This window comes from Pseudomonas oryziphila (genome assembly GCF_003940825.1).
GTDB lineage: Bacteria > Pseudomonadota > Gammaproteobacteria > Pseudomonadales > Pseudomonadaceae > Aquipseudomonas > Aquipseudomonas sichuanensis.
On the sequence record NZ_CP034338.1, the window covers coordinates 507501 to 529043 of the forward strand.

A 21543-nucleotide genomic window follows, 5' to 3' on the forward strand; every position below is an offset into this window, starting at 1 on the left:
CCAAAGTCATGGTTAAGTGGGAAACGATGTGGGAAGGCTTAGACAGCTAGGAGGTTGGCTTAGAAGCAGCCACCCTTTAAAGAAAGCGTAATAGCTCACTAGTCGAGTCGGCCTGCGCGGAAGATGTAACGGGGCTCAAACCATGCACCGAAGCTACGGGTATCATCTTTTGATGATGCGGTAGAGGAGCGTTCTGTAAGCCTGTGAAGGTGAGTTGAGAAGCTTGCTGGAGGTATCAGAAGTGCGAATGCTGACATGAGTAACGACAATGGGAGTGAAAAACTCCCACGCCGAAAGACCAAGGTTTCCTGCGCAACGTTAATCGACGCAGGGTTAGTCGGTCCCTAAGGCGAGGCTGAAAAGCGTAGTCGATGGAAAACAGGTTAATATTCCTGTACTTCCAGTTATTGCGATGGAGGGACGGAGAAGGCTAGGCCAGCTTGGCGTTGGTTGTCCAAGTTTAAGGTGGTAGGCTGAGATCTTAGGCAAATCCGGGATCTCAAGGCCGAGAGCTGATGACGAGTGCTCTTTAGAGCGCGAAGTGGTTGATGCCATGCTTCCAAGAAAAGCTCCTAAGCTTCAGATAACTGGGAACCGTACCCCAAACCGACACAGGTGGTTAGGTAGAGAATACCAAGGCGCTTGAGAGAACTCGGGTGAAGGAACTAGGCAAAATGGCACCGTAACTTCGGGAGAAGGTGCGCCGGCGAGGGTGAAGGACTTGCTCCGTAAGCCCATGCCGGTCGAAGATACCAGGCCGCTGCGACTGTTTATTAAAAACACAGCACTCTGCAAACACGAAAGTGGACGTATAGGGTGTGACGCCTGCCCGGTGCCGGAAGGTTAATTGATGGGGTTAGCGCAAGCGAAGCTCTTGATCGAAGCCCCGGTAAACGGCGGCCGTAACTATAACGGTCCTAAGGTAGCGAAATTCCTTGTCGGGTAAGTTCCGACCTGCACGAATGGCGTAACGATGGCGGCGCTGTCTCCACCCGAGACTCAGTGAAATTGAAATCGCTGTGAAGATGCAGTGTATCCGCGGCTAGACGGAAAGACCCCGTGAACCTTTACTATAGCTTTGCACTGGACTTTGAGCTTGCTTGTGTAGGATAGGTGGGAGGCTTTGAAGTGGGGACGCCAGTTCTCATGGAGCCATCCTTGAAATACCACCCTGGCAACCTTGAGGTTCTAACTCAGGTCCGTTATCCGGATCGAGGACAGTGTATGGTGGGTAGTTTGACTGGGGCGGTCTCCTCCCAAAGAGTAACGGAGGAGTACGAAGGTGCGCTCAGACCGGTCGGAAATCGGTCGTAGAGTATAAAGGCAAAAGCGCGCTTGACTGCGAGACAAACACGTCGAGCAGGTACGAAAGTAGGTCTTAGTGATCCGGTGGTTCTGTATGGAAGGGCCATCGCTCAACGGATAAAAGGTACTCCGGGGATAACAGGCTGATACCGCCCAAGAGTTCATATCGACGGCGGTGTTTGGCACCTCGATGTCGGCTCATCACATCCTGGGGCTGAAGCCGGTCCCAAGGGTATGGCTGTTCGCCATTTAAAGTGGTACGCGAGCTGGGTTTAGAACGTCGTGAGACAGTTCGGTCCCTATCTGCCGTGGACGTTTGAGATTTGAGAGGGGCTGCTCCTAGTACGAGAGGACCGGAGTGGACGAACCTCTGGTGTTCCGGTTGTCACGCCAGTGGCATTGCCGGGTAGCTATGTTCGGAAGAGATAACCGCTGAAAGCATCTAAGCGGGAAACTTGCCTCAAGATGAGATCTCACTGGGATCTTGAATCCCCTGAAGGGCCGTCGAAGACTACGACGTTGATAGGTTGGGTGTGTAAGCGCTGTGAGGCGTTGAGCTAACCAATACTAATTGCCCGTGAGGCTTGACCATATAACACCCAAGCAATTTGCGCGTAAGCCGAATTGTGGTGGTGAAGACGAAAAACCCGAAAGTTCGCAACATCACAAATCACATATCTGAATTAGCCAAGAGTGTTCCTAAGACATTCTGGGCAACCGAATTTCTTGACGACCATAGAGCATTGGAACCACCTGATCCCATCCCGAACTCAGTAGTGAAACGATGCATCGCCGATGGTAGTGTGGGGTTTCCCCATGTGAGAGTAGGTCATCGTCAAGATTCATTTCGCAAAACCCCTATCTGCGCATGCAGGTAGGGGTTTTGTCTTTTCCGGAAGAAAATATTGCAATGTCGACGACGGTTTCCTCCCTTGAGGGTGGCCCTTTTCCTATGCAAGGCTTCGGGGCGTGGCTATCATGCCAGCCTTATTCCGAGTCGAGACTGGCATGCTGAAGTTGTTGAATCTCCTCAAGGATGGCCGGTTCCATTCCGGAGAAGCACTGGGGGCGGCCCTTGGTGTAAGCCGCAGTGCCGTCTGGAAACAGCTGCAACATCTTGAGAGTGAGCTGAACCTGACCATCCATAAGGTCCGTGGGCGCGGCTATCAGCTGGCAGCGCCGTTGAACCTGCTGGAATCGCACGCGATTACCGCGTTCTCCCAGGGCGAACAGTGGCCTGTGTTCATCCATGAAAGCATCGACTCGACCAATGCCGAGGGCTTACGGCTTGCGGCGCAAGGCCAGACTGCTCCCTTTCTGGTGCTTGCCGAGCGCCAGACGGCCGGTCGTGGTCGTCGCGGGCGGCAGTGGGTAAGCCCGTTTGCTGAAAACCTTTATTACAGCCTGGTGTTGCGGGTTGAGGGTGGCATGCGTCAGCTCGAGGGGCTGAGTCTGGTGGTTGGCCTGGCGGTAATGCGTACCTTGCAAGCTTTCGGGCTCAAGGATGTCGGGCTCAAGTGGCCAAACGATGTTCTGGTAAGGGGGCGCAAGATCACCGGGATCCTGCTGGAGTTGGTCGGCGATCCGGCCGATGTCTGTCATGTGGTGCTGGGTATCGGCATCAATGTGAATATGCAGTCCAGTGAGCAGATCGACCAGCAATGGACCTCCATGCGTAGCGAAGCTGGTCTGGTGGTTGATCGTAATAAATTGGTTGCTTTACTCAGTCAGCAGCTGCAGCACGAGCTGGCGCGTCATCGCCGATACGGCTTCGCCGCGTTCCAGGAGGAATGGGAGCAAGCGCACCTGTGGCAGGGGCGCAAAGTCTCCTTGGTGGCAGGCAATACCCGCATCGATGGGGTGGCGCGAGGTGTGGATGGTCAAGGCGGCTTGCGTCTTGATGTAGATGGTGTGGAAAAGAGCTTCAGCGGTGGCGAGCTCAGTCTGAGGTTGCGTGATGATTCTTGAGCTCGACTGCGGGAACAGCTTTATCAAATGGCGGGTGATACACACTGCAGATGCGGCTATCACTGGGGGTGGAATCGTCGACTCTGACCAGGCCCTTGTAGCTGCTATCGGTGCGCTTCCTGGCTTGCACCTGGCGGGAGGGCGAATGGTCAGCGTGCGTAGCGAAGAAGAAACTACGGCACTTTGTGCTCTTCTTCAGCAAGCCTTCGCCATCGACGTTAAAGTGGCTCAGCCGGTGCAGGAAATGGCCGGGGTGCGCAATGGCTATGAGGATTTCCAGCGCCTGGGCATGGATCGCTGGCTGGGTGCCCTGGGCGCTTTCCACTTGGCCAAAGCTGCTTGCCTGGTCATTGACTTCGGCACTGCGGCCAAGGCGGACTTTGTTGCGGCCGATGGTGAGCATCTGGGGGGGTATATTTGCCCTGGCATGCCGCTGATGCGCAGTCAGTTGCGGACCCACACGCGCCGTATCCGCTATGACGATGCATCGGCTGAGCGTGCTCTTAGCAGCCTGGCTCCTGGGCGCTCTACGGTAGAGGCAGTAGAGCGTGGCTGTGTGCTGATGCTCCAGGGTTTTGCCCGGACGCAAATCGAGCAGGCGAAAGCCTTGTGGGGTGATGACTTTACGATTTTCCTCACGGGTGGAGATGCCCCGTTGGTGCATGAGGCCGTTCCCCAGGCGCGGATCGTGCCGGATCTGGTATTCGTTGGTCTGGCCATGGCCTGCCCTTTGAGTTGAGGTGTCTATGCGCTGGTTGTTTCTGCTGTTACTGGTGCTGAACGTTTTCTATTACGTATGGCATCAGCAGGAGGCTCCGCTGAGGGTCAAAGAGGTCGCACCTCTCTCTTTATATAAAGGCAGCCAGCAAGAGATTCGTCTGCTGCGTGAAACGGGAGTTGCGACACCAGCCAGGCGCCGGGATGAATGCCTGGTGGTGGGTGGGCTTGCTGGGCGGGAGCAGCTCGATGCGCTACGTCAGCGGTTACTGAGCCTCGATATCGCCTCGCAGCCGGTCGCAGGACAGTTGCCTGGATCCGACGGGTTGTGGCTCAAGGTGGCCCCTGAAGGCGAGCGTTTGCTGGACCAGTCGGTGCTGGCCATTCTTTCCAAGGATTTCAAAGACTTAAAACACAAAATTATTTTGTGCGAGGGTATTGCAACTGCTGAATAGCTTGATAGAATGGCGCCCGCTTCACAGGGAACGCCACTCAGGTAGCAGAACCAGAAGCAGTGTCAAAGTGGCTAACCTTCAGATTTGATTGAAAAAATTTGAAAAAAAGCTTGACACTAGGGCGGCAGCCAAATAGAATGCCGGCCACATCTGGAGGGATTCCCGAGCGGCCAAAGGGGACGGACTGTAAATCCGTTGCGCGAGCTTCGAAGGTTCGAATCCTTCTCCCTCCACCAGTTTTAGCGAGAGCCGCAAGCTCCGCGGGTATAGTTTAGTGGTAGAACCTCAGCCTTCCAAGCTGATGATGCGGGTTCGATTCCCGCTACCCGCTCCAAGTTTGCAGTTGTTGCGCAAAGTGTTTCGCTCTTGTAGCTCAGTTGGTAGAGCACACCCTTGGTAAGGGTGAGGTCAGCGGTTCAAGTCCGCTCAAGAGCTCCATATAAACAAGGCAGATATGAAAATATCTGCCTTTGTTTTATCAGCGGTATGACTATTTCTTCTGCGGAGGACTGTATCGATGGCTAAGGAAAAGTTTGATCGTTCCCTACCTCACGTTAACGTCGGCACTATCGGCCACGTTGACCACGGTAAGACTACTCTGACTGCAGCGCTGACCCGCGTCTGCTCCGAAGTTTTCGGTTCGGCCGTCGTTGAGTTCGACAAGATCGACTCGGCTCCGGAAGAAAAAGCTCGCGGTATCACCATCAACACCGCGCACGTTGAGTACAACTCGAACATTCGTCACTACGCTCACGTTGACTGCCCAGGTCACGCTGACTACGTGAAGAACATGATCACCGGTGCTGCCCAGATGGACGGCGCGATCCTGGTTTGCTCGGCCGCCGATGGTCCGATGCCACAAACCCGTGAGCACATCCTGCTGTCCCGTCAGGTTGGCGTTCCGTACATCGTGGTCTTCCTGAACAAGGCTGACCTGGTAGACGACGCTGAGCTGCTGGAACTGGTCGAGATGGAAGTTCGCGACCTGCTGTCCACCTACGACTTCCCAGGCGACGACACCCCGATCATCATCGGTTCGGCTCGTATGGCTCTGGAAGGCAAAGACGACAACGAAATGGGCACCACCGCTGTCAAGCGTCTGGTTGAAACTCTGGACAGCTACATCCCAGAGCCAGAGCGTGCTATCGACAAGCCGTTCCTGATGCCAATCGAAGACGTGTTCTCGATCTCCGGTCGCGGTACCGTTGTTACCGGCCGTATCGAGCGCGGTATCGTTCGCGTTCAAGACCCGCTGGAAATCGTTGGTCTGCGTGACACCACCACCACCACCTGCACCGGCGTTGAGATGTTCCGCAAGCTGCTGGACGAAGGTCGTGCTGGCGAGAACTGCGGCGTCCTGCTGCGTGGTACCAAGCGTGACGACGTTGAGCGTGGTCAGGTTCTGGTCAAGCCGGGTTCGGTCAAGCCGCACACCAAGTTCACCGCAGAAGTCTACGTTCTGTCGAAGGAAGAAGGCGGTCGTCACACTCCGTTCTTCAAAGGCTACCGTCCTCAGTTCTACTTCCGTACCACTGACGTGACCGGTAACTGCGAACTGCCGGAAGGCGTTGAAATGGTAATGCCAGGTGACAACATTCAGATGACTGTCACCCTGATCAAGACCATCGCAATGGAAGACGGTCTGCGCTTCGCCATCCGTGAAGGCGGTCGTACCGTCGGCGCCGGCGTCGTAGCAAAAATTATCGAATAAGTAGTTGATTTACTTGATCAGGCCGGTATAATGGCCGGCCTGATACAGCGTTACAGGTCAGTAGCTCAATTGGCAGAGCGACGGTCTCCAAAACCGTAGGTTGGGGGTTCGATTCCCTCCTGACCTGCCATTCACCTCGGTGTGATGGCTTTCTTCTTACAGGATCCTCCTCGATGACCCCCAAAACTGAAGCCCAAGAATCGCGTTTTGATCTGTTCAAGTGGCTGGCTGTAGTGGCTTTGGTGGTTGTTGCTGTCGTGGGTAATCAGTATTACTCGGCATCGCCGATCCTGTATCGCGTTCTCGCACTTCTTGCTCTGGCTGCGGCTGCTGGCTTTGTTGCCCTGCAGACTGCGAAGGGTAAGTCGTTTTTTGCGTTGGCGAAGGAAGCTCGTACTGAGATCCGTAAAGTCGTGTGGCCGACCCGCCAAGAAACCACTCAGACCACGCTCATCGTAGTGGCTGTTGTTCTGGTTATGGCACTGCTGCTGTGGGGGCTAGACTCCCTGCTCGGCTGGGCGGTCTCCTTGATTGTTGGCTAAGGGTGTCCCGTGGCTAAGCGTTGGTACGTAGTGCATGCTTACTCGGGTTACGAGAAGCATGTGATGCGCTCCCTGGTAGAGCGCGTCAAGCTGGCTGGCATGGAAGACGAGTTCGGCGAGATCCTGGTCCCGACCGAAGAAGTCGTCGAAATGCGCAACGGCCAGAAGCGCAAAAGTGAGCGCAAATTCTTCCCTGGCTATGTGCTGGTCCAGATGGAAATGAACGAAGGGACTTGGCACCTTGTCAAGGACACCCCTCGCGTCATGGGTTTCATTGGTGGTACCGCAGACAAGCCTGCGCCGATCACCGATAAAGAGGCTGAGGCCATCCTGCGTCGCGTAGCCGATGGCAGTGACAAGCCGAAGCCGAAGACGCTGTTCGAGCCTGGTGAAGTGGTTCGCGTCATTGACGGACCATTCGCCGACTTCAATGGCAGTGTCGAAGAGGTTAACTACGAGAAGAGCCGTCTGCAGGTTGCAGTGCTCATTTTCGGTCGCTCTACTCCGGTGGAGCTCGAGTTCAGCCAGGTCGAGAAGGTCTAGCCGAACGAAGCATCCCATACCCCGCAGCCCTATGTGCTGCGGGGTTTTGTCGTCACTGGGATAAAACGCAAGTCATCCGGGGAGCCATCTGGCGTTCGTACCCGATATTGGAGTAGCTCATGGCTAAGAAGATTCAGGCTTACATCAAGCTGCAAGTAAAGGCCGGCCAGGCCAACCCTAGCCCACCCGTTGGTCCAGCACTGGGTCAACACGGTGTGAACATCATGGAATTCTGCAAGGCCTTCAACGCCCGTACTCAGGGTCAAGAAGCCGGCCTGCCGACTCCTGTGATCATCACTGTCTACAGTGACCGTAGCTTCACCTTCGAAACCAAGAGCACCCCTGCCTCGGTTCTGCTGAAGAAAGCTGCTGGCCTGACCAGCGGTTCGGCTCGCCCGAACACTGTCAAGGTCGGTACTGTGACCCGCGCTCAGCTGGAAGAGATCGCCAAAACCAAACAGGCTGATCTGACCGCTGCTGACCTGGACGCTGCTGTACGCACCATCGCTGGCTCTGCCCGCAGCATGGGCCTGAACGTGGAGGGTGTGTAATGGCTAAGCTGACCAAGCGCCAAAAGGCTATCGCCGAGAAAATCGAAGCAGGCAAGGCCTACAACTTCGAAGAAGCCGCAGCTCTGCTGGCTTCGCTGCCGAACGCCAAATTCGTCGAGTCGTATGACATCGCCGTAAACCTCGGTGTTGACCCGCGTAAATCCGACCAGGTCGTACGTAGCGCTACCGTGCTGCCGCACGGCACTGGCAAGACCGTACGCGTTGCCGTCTTCACCCAGGGTCCAGCTGCTGAGGCCGCTCTGGCTGCCGGCGCTGACCGTGTAGGTATGGACGACCTGGCTGCCGAGATGAAAGCCGGCGACCTGAACTACGACGTCGTTATCGCATCGCCTGATGCCATGCGTGTTGTGGGTCAGCTGGGTCAGGTTCTGGGTCCTCGCGGCCTGATGCCTAACCCGAAAGTCGGTACCGTTTCGCCAGACGTAGCCACTGCCGTGAAAAACGCCAAGGCTGGTCAGGTTCGCTACCGCACCGACAAAAACGGTATCATCCACACCTCCGTTGGCAAAGTCGGCTTCGAAGCTGGCAAGCTGAAGGAAAACGTTGAAGCCCTGATCGCTGATCTGAAGCGTATCAAGCCGGCTTCCTCGAAAGGTATCTACGTCAAGCGCGTTACCCTGAGCACCACCATGGGCCCAGGTCTGATCATCGATCAGAGCTCGCTGAGCGTGTAAGACAATGTTGGCGGGTGTCATGCCCGCCAGCAGCAAAAATTGGGGTCCCTGCCTGGCGGGGGCTATCCAAGACCGTAGGCGGCGCAAGCCTTAAACAACCAGCCTACGCAGATGGTGCTCCCGGTTCCTTACCGAATCAGACACCAAAACGACATCCGGCTTCGGCCAGATGAAACGGTAACAAGCAGGAGTTTTACCCGTGGCAATTAAACTCGAAGACAAGAAGGCCATCGTCGCTGAAGTCAACGAGGCTGCCAAAGTCGCTCTGTCCGCTGTCGTGGCTGATGCCCGTGGTGTGACTGTAGGCGCAATGACCGGACTCCGTAAAGAGGCTCGTGAAGCTGGCGTATACGTACGTGTCGTACGTAACACCCTGCTCAAGCGCGCTGTTGCTGACACTGAATTCAGTGTCCTCAACGACGCCTTCACTGGCCCTACCCTGATCGCTTTCTCCAACGAGCACCCGGGCGCTGCTGCCCGTCTGTTCAAAGAGTTCGCCAAGGGTCAGAGCAAGTTCGAGATCAAGGCAGCTGCGTTTGACGGCAAGTTCATTGCAGCGAACCAGATCGACGTGTTGGCTACCCTGCCGACCCGCGACGAGGCCATCGCGAAGCTGATGAGCGTGATCCAAGGCGCTACCAGCAAGCTGGCTCGCACCCTGGCAGCTATTCGCGACCAGAAAGAAGCAACCGCCGCCTAAGGCGCGCGAAACTCTTTCGAATCATACGTTTAATTTGATAGCTGCTTAGGCTGTCACCCCAATACAGGATTTAAGTCATGTCCCTGACTAACGAGCAAATCATCGAAGCAATCGGCCAGAAAACCGTTCTGGAAGTTGTTGAGCTGATCAAAGCAATGGAAGAAACCTTCGGCGTTACCGCTGCTGTTGCCGCTGCTGGCCCAGCTGCCGCTGCTGCCGTTGTTGAAGAGCAGACCGAGTTCAACGTTGTTCTGGTTGAAGCCGGCGACAAGAAAGTGAACGTCATTAAAGCCGTTCGCGAGCTGACCGGTCTGGGCCTGAAAGAAGCCAAAGAGAAAGTCGATGGCGCTCCTCAGGTTGTAGCTGAAGGCGTTTCGAAAGAAGCCGCTGAAGACGCTAAGAAGAAGCTGGAAGAAGCAGGCGCCAAAGTCGAGCTGAAGTAATTTCGACTGTGCGATGCCAGCCTGAGCGTTAAGCGAAGGGCTGATGGCTGGTGGCTTATGCCACCGGCCTTTTTCCGTTATTGGTGGCCGATCAGGTCGGCCCCGATAACGAGCAGTAACCACCATGAGGGTGGCGCAAACCAAGGGGTTTGCACGATTTTCTGGCTGCTCCCGCCGGGAGATGCCAAACAAGCAGGTGACCAAGCTGGGGAATGCTGATGGCTTACTCATACACTGAGAAAAAACGTATCCGCAAGGACTTTAGCAAGTTGCCGGACGTCATGGACGTGCCTTACCTCCTGGCAATCCAGCTGGATTCGTATCGCGAATTCCTGCAGGCAGGAGCATCCAAGGACCAGTTCCGCGACATCGGCCTGCATGCGGCCTTCAAATCGGTATTCCCGATCATCAGCTACTCCGGCAATGCTGCCCTGGAGTACGTCGGCTACCGCCTGGGTGAGCCGGCCTTCGATGTGAAGGAATGTGTCCTGCGCGGTGTGACCTTCGCGGTCCCGCTGCGGGTGAAGGTGCGCCTGATCATCTTCGACAAGGAATCGTCGAACAAAGCGATCAAGGACATCAAAGAGCAAGAAGTCTACATGGGTGAAATCCCCCTGATGACTGAGAACGGTACCTTCGTTATCAACGGTACCGAGCGTGTGATCGTCTCCCAGCTGCACCGTTCGCCTGGTGTGTTCTTCGACCACGACCGTGGTAAGACCCACAGCTCGGGCAAGCTGCTGTACTCCGCACGCATCATCCCTTACCGCGGTTCGTGGCTGGACTTCGAGTTCGACCCGAAGGACTGCGTGTTCGTTCGTATCGACCGTCGCCGCAAGCTGCCGGCCTCGGTACTGCTGCGCGCCCTGGGTTACAGCACCGAAGAGGTTCTGAACACCTTCTACACCACCAACGTTTTCCACGTTTCCGGCGAAAAACTGAGCCTGGAGCTGGTGCCTCAGCGTCTGCGTGGTGAAGTCGCGGTCATGGACATCCACGACGATTCCGGCAAGGTCATCGTCGAGCAGGGCCGTCGTATCACCGCACGCCACATCAACCAGCTGGAAAAGGCTGGCGTGAAACAGCTGGACGTGCCGCTGGAATACATGTTGGGCCGCACCACCGCCAAGGCGATCGTGCACCCGGCTACCGGCGAGATCCTGGCCGAGTGCAACACCGAGCTGACCACCGACCTGCTGGTCAAGGTCGCCAAGGCTCAGGTCGTTCGCATCGAAACGCTGTACACCAACGACATCGACTGCGGTCCGTTCATTTCGGACACCCTGAAGATCGACACCACCAGCAACCAACTGGAAGCGCTGGTCGAGATCTACCGCATGATGCGTCCGGGCGAGCCGCCAACCAAGGACGCCGCCGAGACCCTGTTCAACAACCTGTTCTTCAGCGCCGAGCGTTACGACCTGTCCGCCGTTGGCCGCATGAAGTTCAACCGTCGTATCGGTCGTACCGAGATCGAAGGTTCGGGCGTGCTGAGCAAGGAAGATATCGTCGAGGTTCTCAAGACCCTGGTCGACATCCGTAACGGCAAAGGCATCGTCGACGACATCGACCACCTGGGTAACCGTCGTGTCCGTTGCGTCGGCGAGATGGCCGAGAACCAGTTCCGCGTTGGCCTGGTGCGCGTGGAACGTGCGGTCAAAGAGCGTCTGTCGATGGCTGAAAGCGAAGGCCTGATGCCGCAAGACCTGATCAACGCCAAGCCGGTTGCGGCGGCGGTGAAAGAGTTCTTCGGCTCCAGCCAGCTCTCGCAGTTCATGGACCAGAACAACCCGCTCTCCGAGATCACCCACAAGCGCCGTGTCTCTGCACTCGGCCCTGGCGGTCTGACCCGTGAGCGTGCTGGCTTTGAAGTCCGTGACGTACACCCGACCCACTACGGCCGTGTGTGCCCGATCGAAACGCCGGAAGGCCCGAACATCGGTCTGATCAACTCCCTGGCGGCCTATGCCCGCACCAACCAGTACGGCTTCCTGGAAAGCCCGTACCGCGTGGTGAAAGAGGGTGTGGTCAGCGACGACATCGTGTTCCTGTCCGCGATCGAAGAAGCCGATCACGTCATTGCCCAGGCTTCGGCCGCAATGAACGAGAAGAAGCAACTGATCGACGAGCTGGTAGCGGTCCGTCACCTGAACGAATTCACCGTCAAGGCGCCGGAAGACGTCACCCTGATGGACGTTTCGCCGAAGCAGGTAGTTTCGGTTGCTGCGTCGCTGATTCCGTTCCTCGAGCACGACGACGCCAACCGTGCGTTGATGGGTTCGAACATGCAGCGTCAGGCTGTACCTACTCTGCGTGCCGACAAGCCGCTGGTCGGTACCGGCATGGAGCGCAACGTTGCCCGTGACTCCGGCGTCTGCGTCGTGGCCCGTCGTGGCGGCGTGATCGACTCCGTCGATGCCAGCCGCATCGTGGTACGTGTTGCCGATGACGAAGTGGAAACCGGTGAAGCCGGTGTCGACATCTACAACCTGACCAAATACACCCGTTCCAACCAGAACACCTGCATCAACCAGCGTCCGCTGGTGAGCAAGGGTGACGTGGTCAAGCGCAACGACATCATGGCTGACGGCCCGTCCACCGACATGGGTGAACTGGCGCTGGGTCAGAACATGCGCATCGCGTTCATGGCCTGGAACGGTTTCAACTTCGAAGACTCCATCTGTCTGTCGGAGCGCGTGGTTCAGGAAGACCGCTTCACCACGATCCACATCCAGGAACTGACCTGTGTGGCCCGTGACACCAAGCTTGGCCCAGAGGAAATCACCGCGGACATCCCGAACGTGGGTGAAGCTGCGCTGAACAAGCTGGACGAAGCCGGTATCGTCTACGTAGGTGCCGAAGTCGGCGCTGGCGACATCCTGGTCGGCAAGGTCACCCCGAAAGGCGAGACCCAGCTGACGCCGGAAGAAAAACTGCTGCGCGCGATCTTCGGTGAGAAGGCCAGCGACGTCAAAGACACCTCCCTGCGCGTGCCGACCGGCACCAAGGGTACCGTCATCGACGTACAGGTCTTCACCCGTGATGGCGTTGAGCGCGACAGCCGCGCCCTGTCCATCGAGAAGATGCAGCTGGACGAGATCCGCAAGGACCTGAACGAAGAGTTCCGCATCGTTGAAGGCGCAACCTTCGAGCGTCTGCGTTCCGCGCTGAACGGCCAGGTGGTTGACGGTGGTGCGGGCCTGAAGAAAGGCACCGTGATCACTGACGACGTGCTGAACGGTCTGGAGCACGGCCAGTGGTTCAAGCTGCGCATGGCTGAAGATGCACTGAACGAGCAGCTGGAAAAGGCTCAGCAGTACATCGTCGACCGCCGCCGTCTGCTGGACGACAAGTTCGAAGACAAAAAGCGCAAGCTGCAGCAGGGCGATGACCTCGCACCGGGCGTACTGAAGATCGTCAAGGTCTACCTGGCAATCCGTCGTCGCATCCAGCCGGGCGACAAGATGGCCGGTCGTCACGGTAACAAAGGTGTGGTCTCGGTGATCATGCCGGTTGAAGACATGCCGCACGACGCCAACGGTACGCCGGTCGACGTCGTACTGAACCCGCTGGGCGTACCTTCGCGTATGAACGTCGGTCAGATCCTTGAAACCCACCTGGGCCTCGCGGCCAAGGGCCTGGGCGAGAAGATCGATCGCATGATCGAAGAGCAGCGCAAAGCCGCTGAGCTGCGTGGTTTCCTCACCGAGATCTACAACGAGATCGGTGGTCGTCAGGAGAACCTGGACGAGTTCACCGACGAAGAGATCCTCGCCCTGGCGCACAACTTGAAGAAGGGCGTGCCAATGGCCACTCCAGTCTTCGACGGTGCCAAGGAGAGCGAGATCAAGGCCATGCTGAAACTGGCAGACCTGCCAGAAAGCGGCCAGATGGTGCTGTTCGATGGCCGTACCGGCAACAAGTTCGAGCGTCCTGTGACCGTCGGTTACATGTACATGCTCAAGCTGAACCACTTGGTGGACGACAAGATGCACGCGCGTTCCACTGGTTCTTACAGCCTGGTTACCCAGCAGCCGCTGGGTGGTAAGGCGCAGTTCGGTGGTCAGCGTTTCGGGGAGATGGAAGTGTGGGCGCTGGAAGCATACGGCGCGGCATACACCCTGCAAGAAATGCTCACAGTGAAGTCGGACGACGTGAACGGCCGTACCAAGATGTACAAGAACATCGTGGATGGCGATCACCGTATGGAGCCGGGCATGCCCGAGTCCTTCAACGTGTTGATCAAAGAGATCCGTTCGCTCGGTATCGACATCGATCTGGAAACCGAATAACACGTGACGCGAAGGGGAGTGCGGCAGCTGATGCCCACTCCCTGCTCCGCCAGGAGGAAAGGCCTTGAAAGACCTACTGAATTTGCTGAAAAACCAGGGTCAAGTCGAAGAGTTCGACGCCATCCGTATCGGTCTGGCGTCGCCTGAAATGATCCGTTCGTGGTCGTTCGGTGAAGTCAAAAAGCCCGAGACCATCAACTACCGTACGTTCAAGCCTGAGCGTGACGGCCTGTTCTGCGCCAAGATCTTTGGCCCAGTCAAGGACTACGAGTGCCTGTGCGGCAAGTACAAGCGCCTGAAGCACCGTGGTGTGATCTGCGAGAAGTGCGGCGTTGAAGTCGCCCTGGCCAAGGTTCGCCGTGAGCGCATGGCGCACATCGAGCTGGCCTCGCCGGTTGCCCACATCTGGTTCCTGAAGTCGCTGCCGTCCCGTATCGGCCTGCTGATGGACATGACCCTGCGTGACATCGAGCGCGTGCTCTACTTCGAGAGCTACGTCGTGATCGACCCGGGCATGACCACCCTCGAGAAGGGTCAGCTGCTCAACGACGAACAGTACTTCGAAGCGCTGGAAGAGTTCGGTGACGACTTCGACGCCCGCATGGGTGCCGAGGCTGTCCGCGAGCTGCTGCACGCTATCGACCTGGAGCACGAGATTGGCCGCCTGCGCGAAGAAATTCCGCAAACCAACTCGGAAACCAAGATCAAGAAGCTGTCCAAGCGCCTGAAGCTGATGGAAGCTTTCCAGGGCTCGGGCAACCTGCCTGAGTGGATGGTCCTGACCGTCCTGCCAGTTCTGCCGCCGGACCTGCGTCCGCTGGTACCGCTGGATGGCGGCCGCTTCGCGACCTCCGACCTGAACGATCTGTATCGTCGGGTGATCAACCGTAACAACCGTCTGAAGCGCCTGCTCGATCTGTCGGCGCCGGACATCATCGTGCGCAACGAAAAGCGCATGCTGCAGGAGGCGGTCGACGCCCTGCTCGACAACGGCCGTCGCGGTCGCGCCATCACTGGCTCGAACAAGCGTCCGCTGAAGTCGCTGGCCGACATGATCAAAGGTAAGCAAGGTCGCTTCCGTCAGAACTTGCTCGGTAAGCGCGTGGACTACTCCGGTCGTTCGGTAATTACCGTAGGCCCGACCCTGCGCCTGCACCAGTGCGGTCTGCCGAAGAAGATGGCCCTCGAGCTGTTCAAGCCGTTCATTTTCGGCAAGCTGGAAATGCGTGGTCTGGCGACCACCATCAAGGCCGCCAAGAAGATGGTCGAGCGCGAGCTGCCAGAGGTGTGGGACGTTCTCGCCGAAGTGATTCGCGAACACCCCGTACTGCTCAACCGTGCACCGACCCTTCACCGTCTGGGTATCCAGGCCTTTGAACCGGTACTGATCGAAGGTAAGGCGATTCAGCTGCACCCGCTGGTCTGCGCCGCGTACAACGCCGACTTCGACGGTGACCAGATGGCCGTTCACGTGCCGCTGACGCTGGAAGCCCAGCTCGAAGCGCGCGCGCTGATGATGTCGACCAACAACATTCTGTCGCCAGCCAACGGTGAGCCAATCATCGTTCCGTCGCAGGACGTTGTACTGGGTCTGTACTACATGACCCGTGAAGCCATCAACGCCAAGGGCGAAGGTCGCGTATTCGCCGACCTGCAGGAAGTCGACCGCGTATTCCGCGCCGGCGAGGCTGCCCTGCACGCGAAAATCAAGGTTCGTATCAACGAAACCGTGAAAGAGCGTGATGGTTCGGTGGTCAAGAACACCCGCATCGTCGACACCACCGTTGGCCGTGCGCTGCTGTTCCAGGTTGTACCGGCAGGCCTGCCGTACGACGTGGTCAACCAGCCGATGAAGAAGAAGGCGATCTCCAAGCTGATCAACCAGTGCTACCGCGTGGTTGGTCTTAAAGAGACCGTTATCTTCGCTGACCAGCTGATGTACACCGGTTTCGCTTACTCGACCATTTCCGGCGTTTCCATCGGTGTTAACGACTTCGTTATCCCGGACGAGAAAGCCCGCATCATCGGTAACGCTACCGATGAAGTGAAGGAAATCGAGAGCCAGTACGCCTCCGGCCTGGTAACCCAGGGCGAGAAGTACAACAAGGTCATCGACTTGTGGTCGAAGGCGAACGACGAAGTGTCCAAGGCGATGATGGCCAACCTCTCGAAAGAGAAGGTCATCGACCGCGAAGGCAAGGAAGTCGAGCAAGAATCCTTCAACTCGATGTACATGATGGCTGACTCCGGTGCTCGTGGTTCCGCGGCCCAGATCCGTCAGCTGGCCGGTATGCGTGGCCTGATGGCCAAGCCGGACGGCTCGATCATCGAGACGCCGATCACCGCGAACTTCCGTGAAGGTCTGAGCGTACTGCAGTACTTCATCTCGACTCACGGTGCTCGTAAAGGTCTGGCGGATACCGCACTGAAGACAGCTAACTCCGGTTACCTGACTCGCCGTCTGGTGGACGTTGCCCAGGATCTGGTCGTGACCGAGATCGACTGCGGCACCGACCAGGGCCTGCTGATGACCCCGCACATCGAAGGCGGCGACGTTGTCGAGCCGCTGGGTGAGCGCGTACTGGGTCGTGTCATCGCCCGTGACGTGTTCAAGCCAGGTACCGAGGACGTCATCGTTCCTGCCGGCACTCTGGTCGATGAGCAGTGGGTCGAGTTCATTGAGCTGAACAGCATCGACGAAGTGGTCGTGCGTTCGCCGATCAGCTGCGAAACCCGCTACGGCATCTGCGCCAAGTGCTACGGTCGCGACCTGGCTCGCGGTCACCAGGTGAACATCGGTGAAGCTGTCGGCGTTATCGCTGCACAGTCGATCGGTGAGCCGGGTACCCAGCTGACCATGCGTACGTTCCACATCGGTGGTGCTGCAAGCCGTACTTCGGCTGCCGACAGCGTCCAGGTGAAGAACGGCGGTATGGTGCGTCTGCACAACCTGAAGCAGGTCGAGCGTGCCGATGGCAACCTGGTTGCCGTGTCGCGTTCAGGCGAACTGGCCATTGCCGATGAATTCGGTCGTGAGCGTGAGCGCTACAAGCTGCCTTACGGTGCGGTGATTTCGGTCAAGGAAGGTGACAAGGTCGAAGCTGGCGCCATCGTCGCCAAGTGGGACCCGCACACCCACCCGATCGTTACCGAGCTGAAAGGTACCGTGACCTTCGTGGGCATGGAAGAAAACATCACCATCAAGCGCCAGACCGACGAACTGACCGGTCTGACCAACATTGAAGTCCTGGACGTCAAGGATCGCCCTGCCGCAGGCAAGGAAATCCGTCCGGCCATCAAGATGGTCGATGCCAATGGCAAGGATCTGTACCTGCCAGGTACCGATGTACCTGCTCAGTACTTCCTGCCAGCCAACGCCCTCGTCGGTGTGGCTGACGGTGCTCAGATCGGCGTCGGTGATGTTATTGCGCGTATCCCGCAAGAAACTTCGAAGACCCGTGACATCACCGGTGGTCTGCCACGCGTTGCCGACCTGTTCGAAGCGCGTCGTCCGAAAGAAGCCTCGATTCTGGCTGAAGTCAGCGGCACCATCGCCTTCGGTAAAGAGACCAAGGGCAAGCGCCGTCTGGTCATCACCCCGACCGATGGCAGCGATCCGTACGAAGAGCTGATTCCGAAGTGGCGCCACCTGAACGTCTTCGAAGGCGAACAGGTAAACCGCGGCGAAGTTATCTCCGACGGCCCGAGCGATCCGCACGACATCCTGCGTCTGCTGGGTGTGAGCGCGCTGGCGAAGTACATCGTCAACGAGATCCAGGACGTTTACCGTCTGCAAGGCGTTAAGATCAACGACAAGCACATCGAGACCATCCTGCGTCAGATGCTGCGCAAGGTCGAGATCGCCGAGTCGGGTGACTCCAGCTTCATCAAGGGCGACCAGATGGAACTGACTCACGTGCTGGTCGAGAACGAGCGTCTCGCCGCCGAAGACAAGTTCATCTCGAAGTTCACCCGTGTGCTGCTGGGTATCACCAAGGCCTCGCTGTCGACCGAATCGTTCATCTCCGCGGCTTCCTTCCAGGAAACCACCCGCGTACTGACCGAAGCGGCCGTTACCGGCAAGCGCGATTACCTGCGCGGCCTGAAAGAGAACGTGGTCGTGGGTCGTCTGATCCCGGCCGGTACCGGTCTGGCCTATCACAGCGAGCGCAAGCGCCGCCGTGAAGCCGACAAGCCGCTGCGTGTGAGCGCCAGTGAGGTGGAAGCCGCACTGACCGAAGCGCTGAACTCCAGCGGTAACTAAGTACAGGGCAGGGCCCCGGCAAACCCCGCGCGACCATCGATGACATGAAATGTTGCCGATGATCGGGCGGGGAGGGCCGGGGCCTCGTCTTGACTGGGTGCAAGATCCTCCGTAGACTTTTGTACCCTTAAATTTGGTGAGGCTCCGTCTCGCCAATTTTTGGCTTTCTTGCAAGACAATTGAGTCGCAAGGCAATCAGTGGAGCTAGTAGATGGCAACTATCAACCAGCTGGTACGTCAGCCGCGTAAGCGTTCGGTCGAGAAATCGGACGTTCCTGCGCTGCAGAACTGCCCGCAACGTCGTGGCGTGTGCACCCGCGTGTACACCACTACGCCGAAAAAACCTAACTCGGCACTGCGTAAAGTATGCCGTGTGCGTCTGACCAACGGTTTCGAGGTTTCCTCGTACATCGGTGGTGAAGGCCACAACCTGCAAGAGCACAGCGTCGTCCTGATCCGTGGCGGCCGTGTAAAAGACTTGCCAGGTGTTCGTTACCACACCGTTCGCGGCTCTCTGGATACTTCGGGCGTCAAAGGCCGTAACCAGGGTCGTTCGAAGTACGGTACCAAGCGTCCGAAGTAATCGGCCGTTTGCAGACATCCATTTTTTTGAGTCGATAAGAGTAAGGTCGGGCAGGGGTCGAAGACCCACGTCCCGGGCTAACCTGAAGACCGTTTGAGGGCTTATCATGCCAAGACGTCGTGTAGCAGCAAAACGTGAGATCCTTGACGATCCGAAGTACGGATCCCAGATCCTCGCCAAGTTCATGAACCACGTGATGGAAAGCGGCAAGAAGGCCGTAGCCGAGCGCATCGTTTACGGTGCCCTGGATACCGTCAAAGCACGCAAGAACAGCGACCCCCTGGAAATCTTCGAGAAAGCTCTCGACGCCATCGCTCCGCTGGTCGAAGTTAAGTCCCGCCGTGTTGGCGGTGCCACTTACCAGGTCCCGGTTGAAGTTCGTCCATCCCGTCGTAACGCTCTGGCAATGCGCTGGCTCGTAGACTACGCCCGCAAGCGCGGCGAGAAGTCGATGGCCCTGCGCCTGGCCGGTGAACTGCTGGATGCTGCCGAAGGCAAAGGTGCTGCAGTCAAGAAGCGTGAAGACGTTCACCGTATGGCTGAAGCCAACAAAGCGTTCTCGCACTACCGCTTCTAATTCAAGCATCAATCATTTTGCGAGGGCTTTATGGCTCGTACTACAGCAATTAACCGCTACCGTAACATTGGTATCTGTGCCCACGTTGACGCGGGCAAGACCACCACTACCGAGCGGATCCTGTTCTACACAGGTCTGAGCCACAAGATGGGCGAGGTGCATGACGGCGCCGCGACCACCGACTGGATGGTGCAGGAGCAGGAGCGCGGTATCACCATTACCTCCGCTGCCGTTACCACCTTCTGGAAAGGTTCCCGTGGTCAGTACGACAACTACCGCGTAAACGTCATCGATACCCCCGGCCACGTTGACTTCACCATTGAAGTAGAGCGTTCGCTGCGTGTACTCGACGGCGCGGTCGTTGTGTTCTGCGGTACCTCCGGCGTTGAGCCGCAGTCCGAAACCGTATGGCGTCAGGCCAACAAGTACGGCGTTCCACGTGTTGTTTACGTGAACAAGATGGACCGTGCCGGTGCCAACTTCCTGCGCGTTATCGGCCAGATCAAGAACCGCCTGGGTCACACCCCGGTTCCGGTCCAGCTGGCTATCGGTGCTGAAGACGACTTCCAGGGTCAGGTTGACCTGATCAAGATGAAAGCCATCTACTGGAACGACGACGACAAAGGTACTACCTACCGCGAGGAAGAGATTCCTGCTGAGCTGGTGGACCTGGCCAACGAGTGGCGCAGCAACATGGTCGAGGCTGCTGCCGAGGCCAACGAAGAACTGATGAACAAGTACCTTGAAGAAGGTGACCTGTCCGTCGAGGACATCAAGGCTGGTCTGCGCGCCCGTACCCTGGCGAGCGAGATCGTTCCTGCTGTCTGCGGTTCGTCGTTCAAGAACAAGGGTGTTCCCCTGGTTCTCGACGCCGTTATCGACTTCCTGCCTGCTCCGACCGAAATCCCGGCGATCAAGGGTATCCACCCTGACCTGATCGACGTGCCGAAGGACGAAGTTACCGCAGAGCAGTACGATGAGCGTCCTGCTGACGACAACGAGCCGTTCTCGGCCCTGGCGTTCAAGATTGCCACCGACCCGTTCGTTGGTACTCTGACCTTCGTCCGCGTTTACTCGGGCTTCCTGACCTCCGGTGACTCCGTCATCAACTCGGTCAAGGGCAAGAAAGAGCGCGTTGGTCGTATGGTGCAGATGCACGCCAACCAGCGTGAAGAGATCAAAGAAGTACGCGCTGGTGACATCGCTGCTCTGATCGGCATGAAGGACGTCACCACCGGTGACACCCTGTGCAACGCCGACAAGCCGATCATCCTCGAGCGTATGGACTTCCCTGAGCCGGTAATCTCGCTCTCCGTAGAGCCGAAAACCAAGGCTGACCAGGAGAAGATGGGTATCGCACTGGGCAAGCTGGCCCAGGAAGACCCGTCGTTCCGAGTCAAGACCGACGAAGAAACCGGCCAGACCATCATCTCCGGTATGGGTGAGCTGCACCTGGACATCCTCGTTGACCGCATGAAGCGCGAGTTCAACGTCGAGTGCAACGTCGGCAAGCCGCAGGTTTCGTACCGCGAGAAGATCACCAAGTCCAACGTCGAGATCGAAGGTAAGTTCGTTCGTCAGTCGGGTGGTCGTGGTCAGTTCGGTCACTGCTGGATCCGTTTCTCGGAGCCGGACGTGGACGACAAAGGCAATATCACCGAAGGCCTGGTGTTCTCCAACGAAGTCGTTGGTGGTGTGATTCCTAAGGAATTCATCGCCCCGATCCAGAAGGGCATCGAAGAGCAGATGAAAAACGGCGTTGTTGCCGGCTATCCGCTGCTCGGCCTGAAGGCCACGGTATTCGACGGTTCGTACCACGACGTCGACTCCAACGAAATGGCGTTCAAAATCGCTGCTTCGATGGCCACCAAGCAACTGGCCCAGAAGGGCGGTGGCGTGGTCCTCGAACCGATCATGAAGGTCGAAGTTGTAACCCCGGAAGATTACCTGGGTGACGTGATGGGTGACCTGAGCCGTCGTCGTGGGATGATCCAGGGTAATGAAGACTCGGTGTCCGGCAAGGTAATCACTGCTGAGGTGCCGCTCGGAGAGATGTTCGGTTACGCGACCGACGTTCGTTCCATGTCTCAGGGTCGCGCAAGCTACTCCATGGAATTCTCCAAATACGCCGAAGCTCCGTCGAACATCGTCGAAGCACTCGTTAAAAAACAAGGCTAATCCCCTTTAGGCAAGAGGT

At 57.5% G+C, this 21543-nt stretch carries 15 protein-coding genes, 4 tRNA genes and 2 rRNA genes (1 of these 21 cut by a window edge); all 21 read left to right on the forward strand.

Annotated features, from left to right (window positions below; translation table 11 throughout):
- Positions 1 to 1897: ribosomal RNA gene (locus EJA05_RS02430) — 23S ribosomal RNA — on the forward strand (it extends 1006 nt beyond the left edge of the window).
- 133 nt (positions 1898 to 2030) lie between these two features.
- Positions 2031 to 2146 (forward strand): 5S ribosomal RNA (gene rrf, locus EJA05_RS02435).
- A gap of 167 nt (positions 2147 to 2313) precedes the next feature.
- The gene (gene birA / locus EJA05_RS02440; protein WP_125462375.1) at positions 2314 to 3273 is read left to right on the forward strand and encodes a bifunctional biotin--[acetyl-CoA-carboxylase] ligase/biotin operon repressor BirA; all 960 of its coding nucleotides are present in this window, start codon (positions 2314 to 2316) and stop codon (positions 3271 to 3273) included.
- Positions 3263 to 4012: a pantothenate kinase gene (locus EJA05_RS02445; protein WP_125462376.1), complete on the forward strand. Its 750-nt coding sequence runs from the start codon at positions 3263 to 3265 to the stop codon at positions 4010 to 4012. The genes birA and EJA05_RS02445 overlap by 11 nt, the downstream gene beginning before the upstream one ends.
- Before the next feature lie 7 nt (positions 4013 to 4019).
- On the forward strand, positions 4020 to 4445 hold the full coding sequence (locus EJA05_RS02450) for a hypothetical protein (protein ID WP_125462377.1): 426 nt from the start codon (positions 4020 to 4022) through the stop codon (positions 4443 to 4445).
- Between the two features lie 152 nt (positions 4446 to 4597).
- Positions 4598 to 4681 (forward strand) — tRNA-Tyr (locus EJA05_RS02455).
- A 24-nt stretch (positions 4682 to 4705) separates the two neighbouring features.
- A tRNA-Gly gene (locus EJA05_RS02460) sits at positions 4706 to 4779 on the forward strand.
- Between the two features lie 28 nt (positions 4780 to 4807).
- Positions 4808 to 4883 (forward strand) — tRNA-Thr (locus tag EJA05_RS02465).
- Positions 4884 to 4962: 79 nt separating this feature from the next.
- On the forward strand, positions 4963 to 6156 hold the full coding sequence (tuf, locus tag EJA05_RS02470) for an elongation factor Tu (protein ID WP_016497741.1): 1194 nt from the start codon (positions 4963 to 4965) through the stop codon (positions 6154 to 6156).
- A gap of 54 nt (positions 6157 to 6210) precedes the next feature.
- Positions 6211 to 6286: transfer RNA gene (locus EJA05_RS02475), tRNA-Trp, on the forward strand.
- A 43-nt stretch (positions 6287 to 6329) separates the two neighbouring features.
- Positions 6330 to 6698 carry a preprotein translocase subunit SecE gene (gene secE, locus EJA05_RS02480; protein WP_125462379.1) on the forward strand — a complete coding sequence of 123 codons (369 nt, stop codon included), beginning with the start codon at positions 6330 to 6332 and terminating at the stop codon, positions 6696 to 6698.
- A 9-nt stretch (positions 6699 to 6707) separates the two neighbouring features.
- Positions 6708 to 7241, forward strand: a complete 534-nt coding sequence (nusG, locus tag EJA05_RS02485) for a transcription termination/antitermination protein NusG (protein ID WP_110996446.1) — start codon at positions 6708 to 6710, stop codon at positions 7239 to 7241.
- Between the two features lie 119 nt (positions 7242 to 7360).
- Entirely contained in the window at positions 7361 to 7792 is a 432-nt protein-coding gene (gene rplK / locus EJA05_RS02490; RefSeq protein ID WP_027595466.1) for a 50S ribosomal protein L11, read from the forward strand.
- Positions 7792 to 8487: a 50S ribosomal protein L1 gene (gene rplA, locus EJA05_RS02495; protein WP_125462380.1), complete on the forward strand. Its 696-nt coding sequence runs from the start codon at positions 7792 to 7794 to the stop codon at positions 8485 to 8487. Before rplK ends, rplA begins: the two co-directional genes overlap by 1 nt.
- Before the next feature lie 199 nt (positions 8488 to 8686).
- Positions 8687 to 9187, forward strand: coding sequence for a 50S ribosomal protein L10 (rplJ, locus tag EJA05_RS02500; protein WP_110996444.1), 501 nt, complete (start codon positions 8687 to 8689; stop codon positions 9185 to 9187).
- A 77-nt stretch (positions 9188 to 9264) separates the two neighbouring features.
- Complete coding sequence (gene rplL / locus EJA05_RS02505; RefSeq protein WP_003255496.1) at positions 9265 to 9630, forward strand: 50S ribosomal protein L7/L12; 366 nt, start codon at positions 9265 to 9267, stop codon at positions 9628 to 9630.
- Between the two features lie 218 nt (positions 9631 to 9848).
- Positions 9849 to 13922 (forward strand): DNA-directed RNA polymerase subunit beta, encoded by a 4074-nt coding sequence (rpoB, locus tag EJA05_RS02510; protein WP_125857232.1) that lies wholly within the window; start codon positions 9849 to 9851, stop codon positions 13920 to 13922.
- Positions 13923 to 13986: 64 nt separating this feature from the next.
- Positions 13987 to 18186 carry a DNA-directed RNA polymerase subunit beta' gene (gene rpoC / locus EJA05_RS02515; protein ID WP_125462382.1) on the forward strand — a complete coding sequence of 1400 codons (4200 nt, stop codon included), beginning with the start codon at positions 13987 to 13989 and terminating at the stop codon, positions 18184 to 18186.
- 211 nt (positions 18187 to 18397) lie between these two features.
- On the forward strand, positions 18398 to 18769 hold the full coding sequence (rpsL, locus tag EJA05_RS02520) for a 30S ribosomal protein S12 (RefSeq protein WP_003255492.1): 372 nt from the start codon (positions 18398 to 18400) through the stop codon (positions 18767 to 18769).
- A gap of 106 nt (positions 18770 to 18875) precedes the next feature.
- Positions 18876 to 19346, forward strand: coding sequence for a 30S ribosomal protein S7 (rpsG, locus tag EJA05_RS02525; RefSeq protein ID WP_003246741.1), 471 nt, complete (start codon positions 18876 to 18878; stop codon positions 19344 to 19346).
- A gap of 30 nt (positions 19347 to 19376) precedes the next feature.
- On the forward strand, positions 19377 to 21524 hold the full coding sequence (gene fusA, locus EJA05_RS02530) for an elongation factor G (RefSeq protein WP_125462383.1): 2148 nt from the start codon (positions 19377 to 19379) through the stop codon (positions 21522 to 21524).
- Positions 21525 to 21543: the final 19 nt, after the last annotated feature.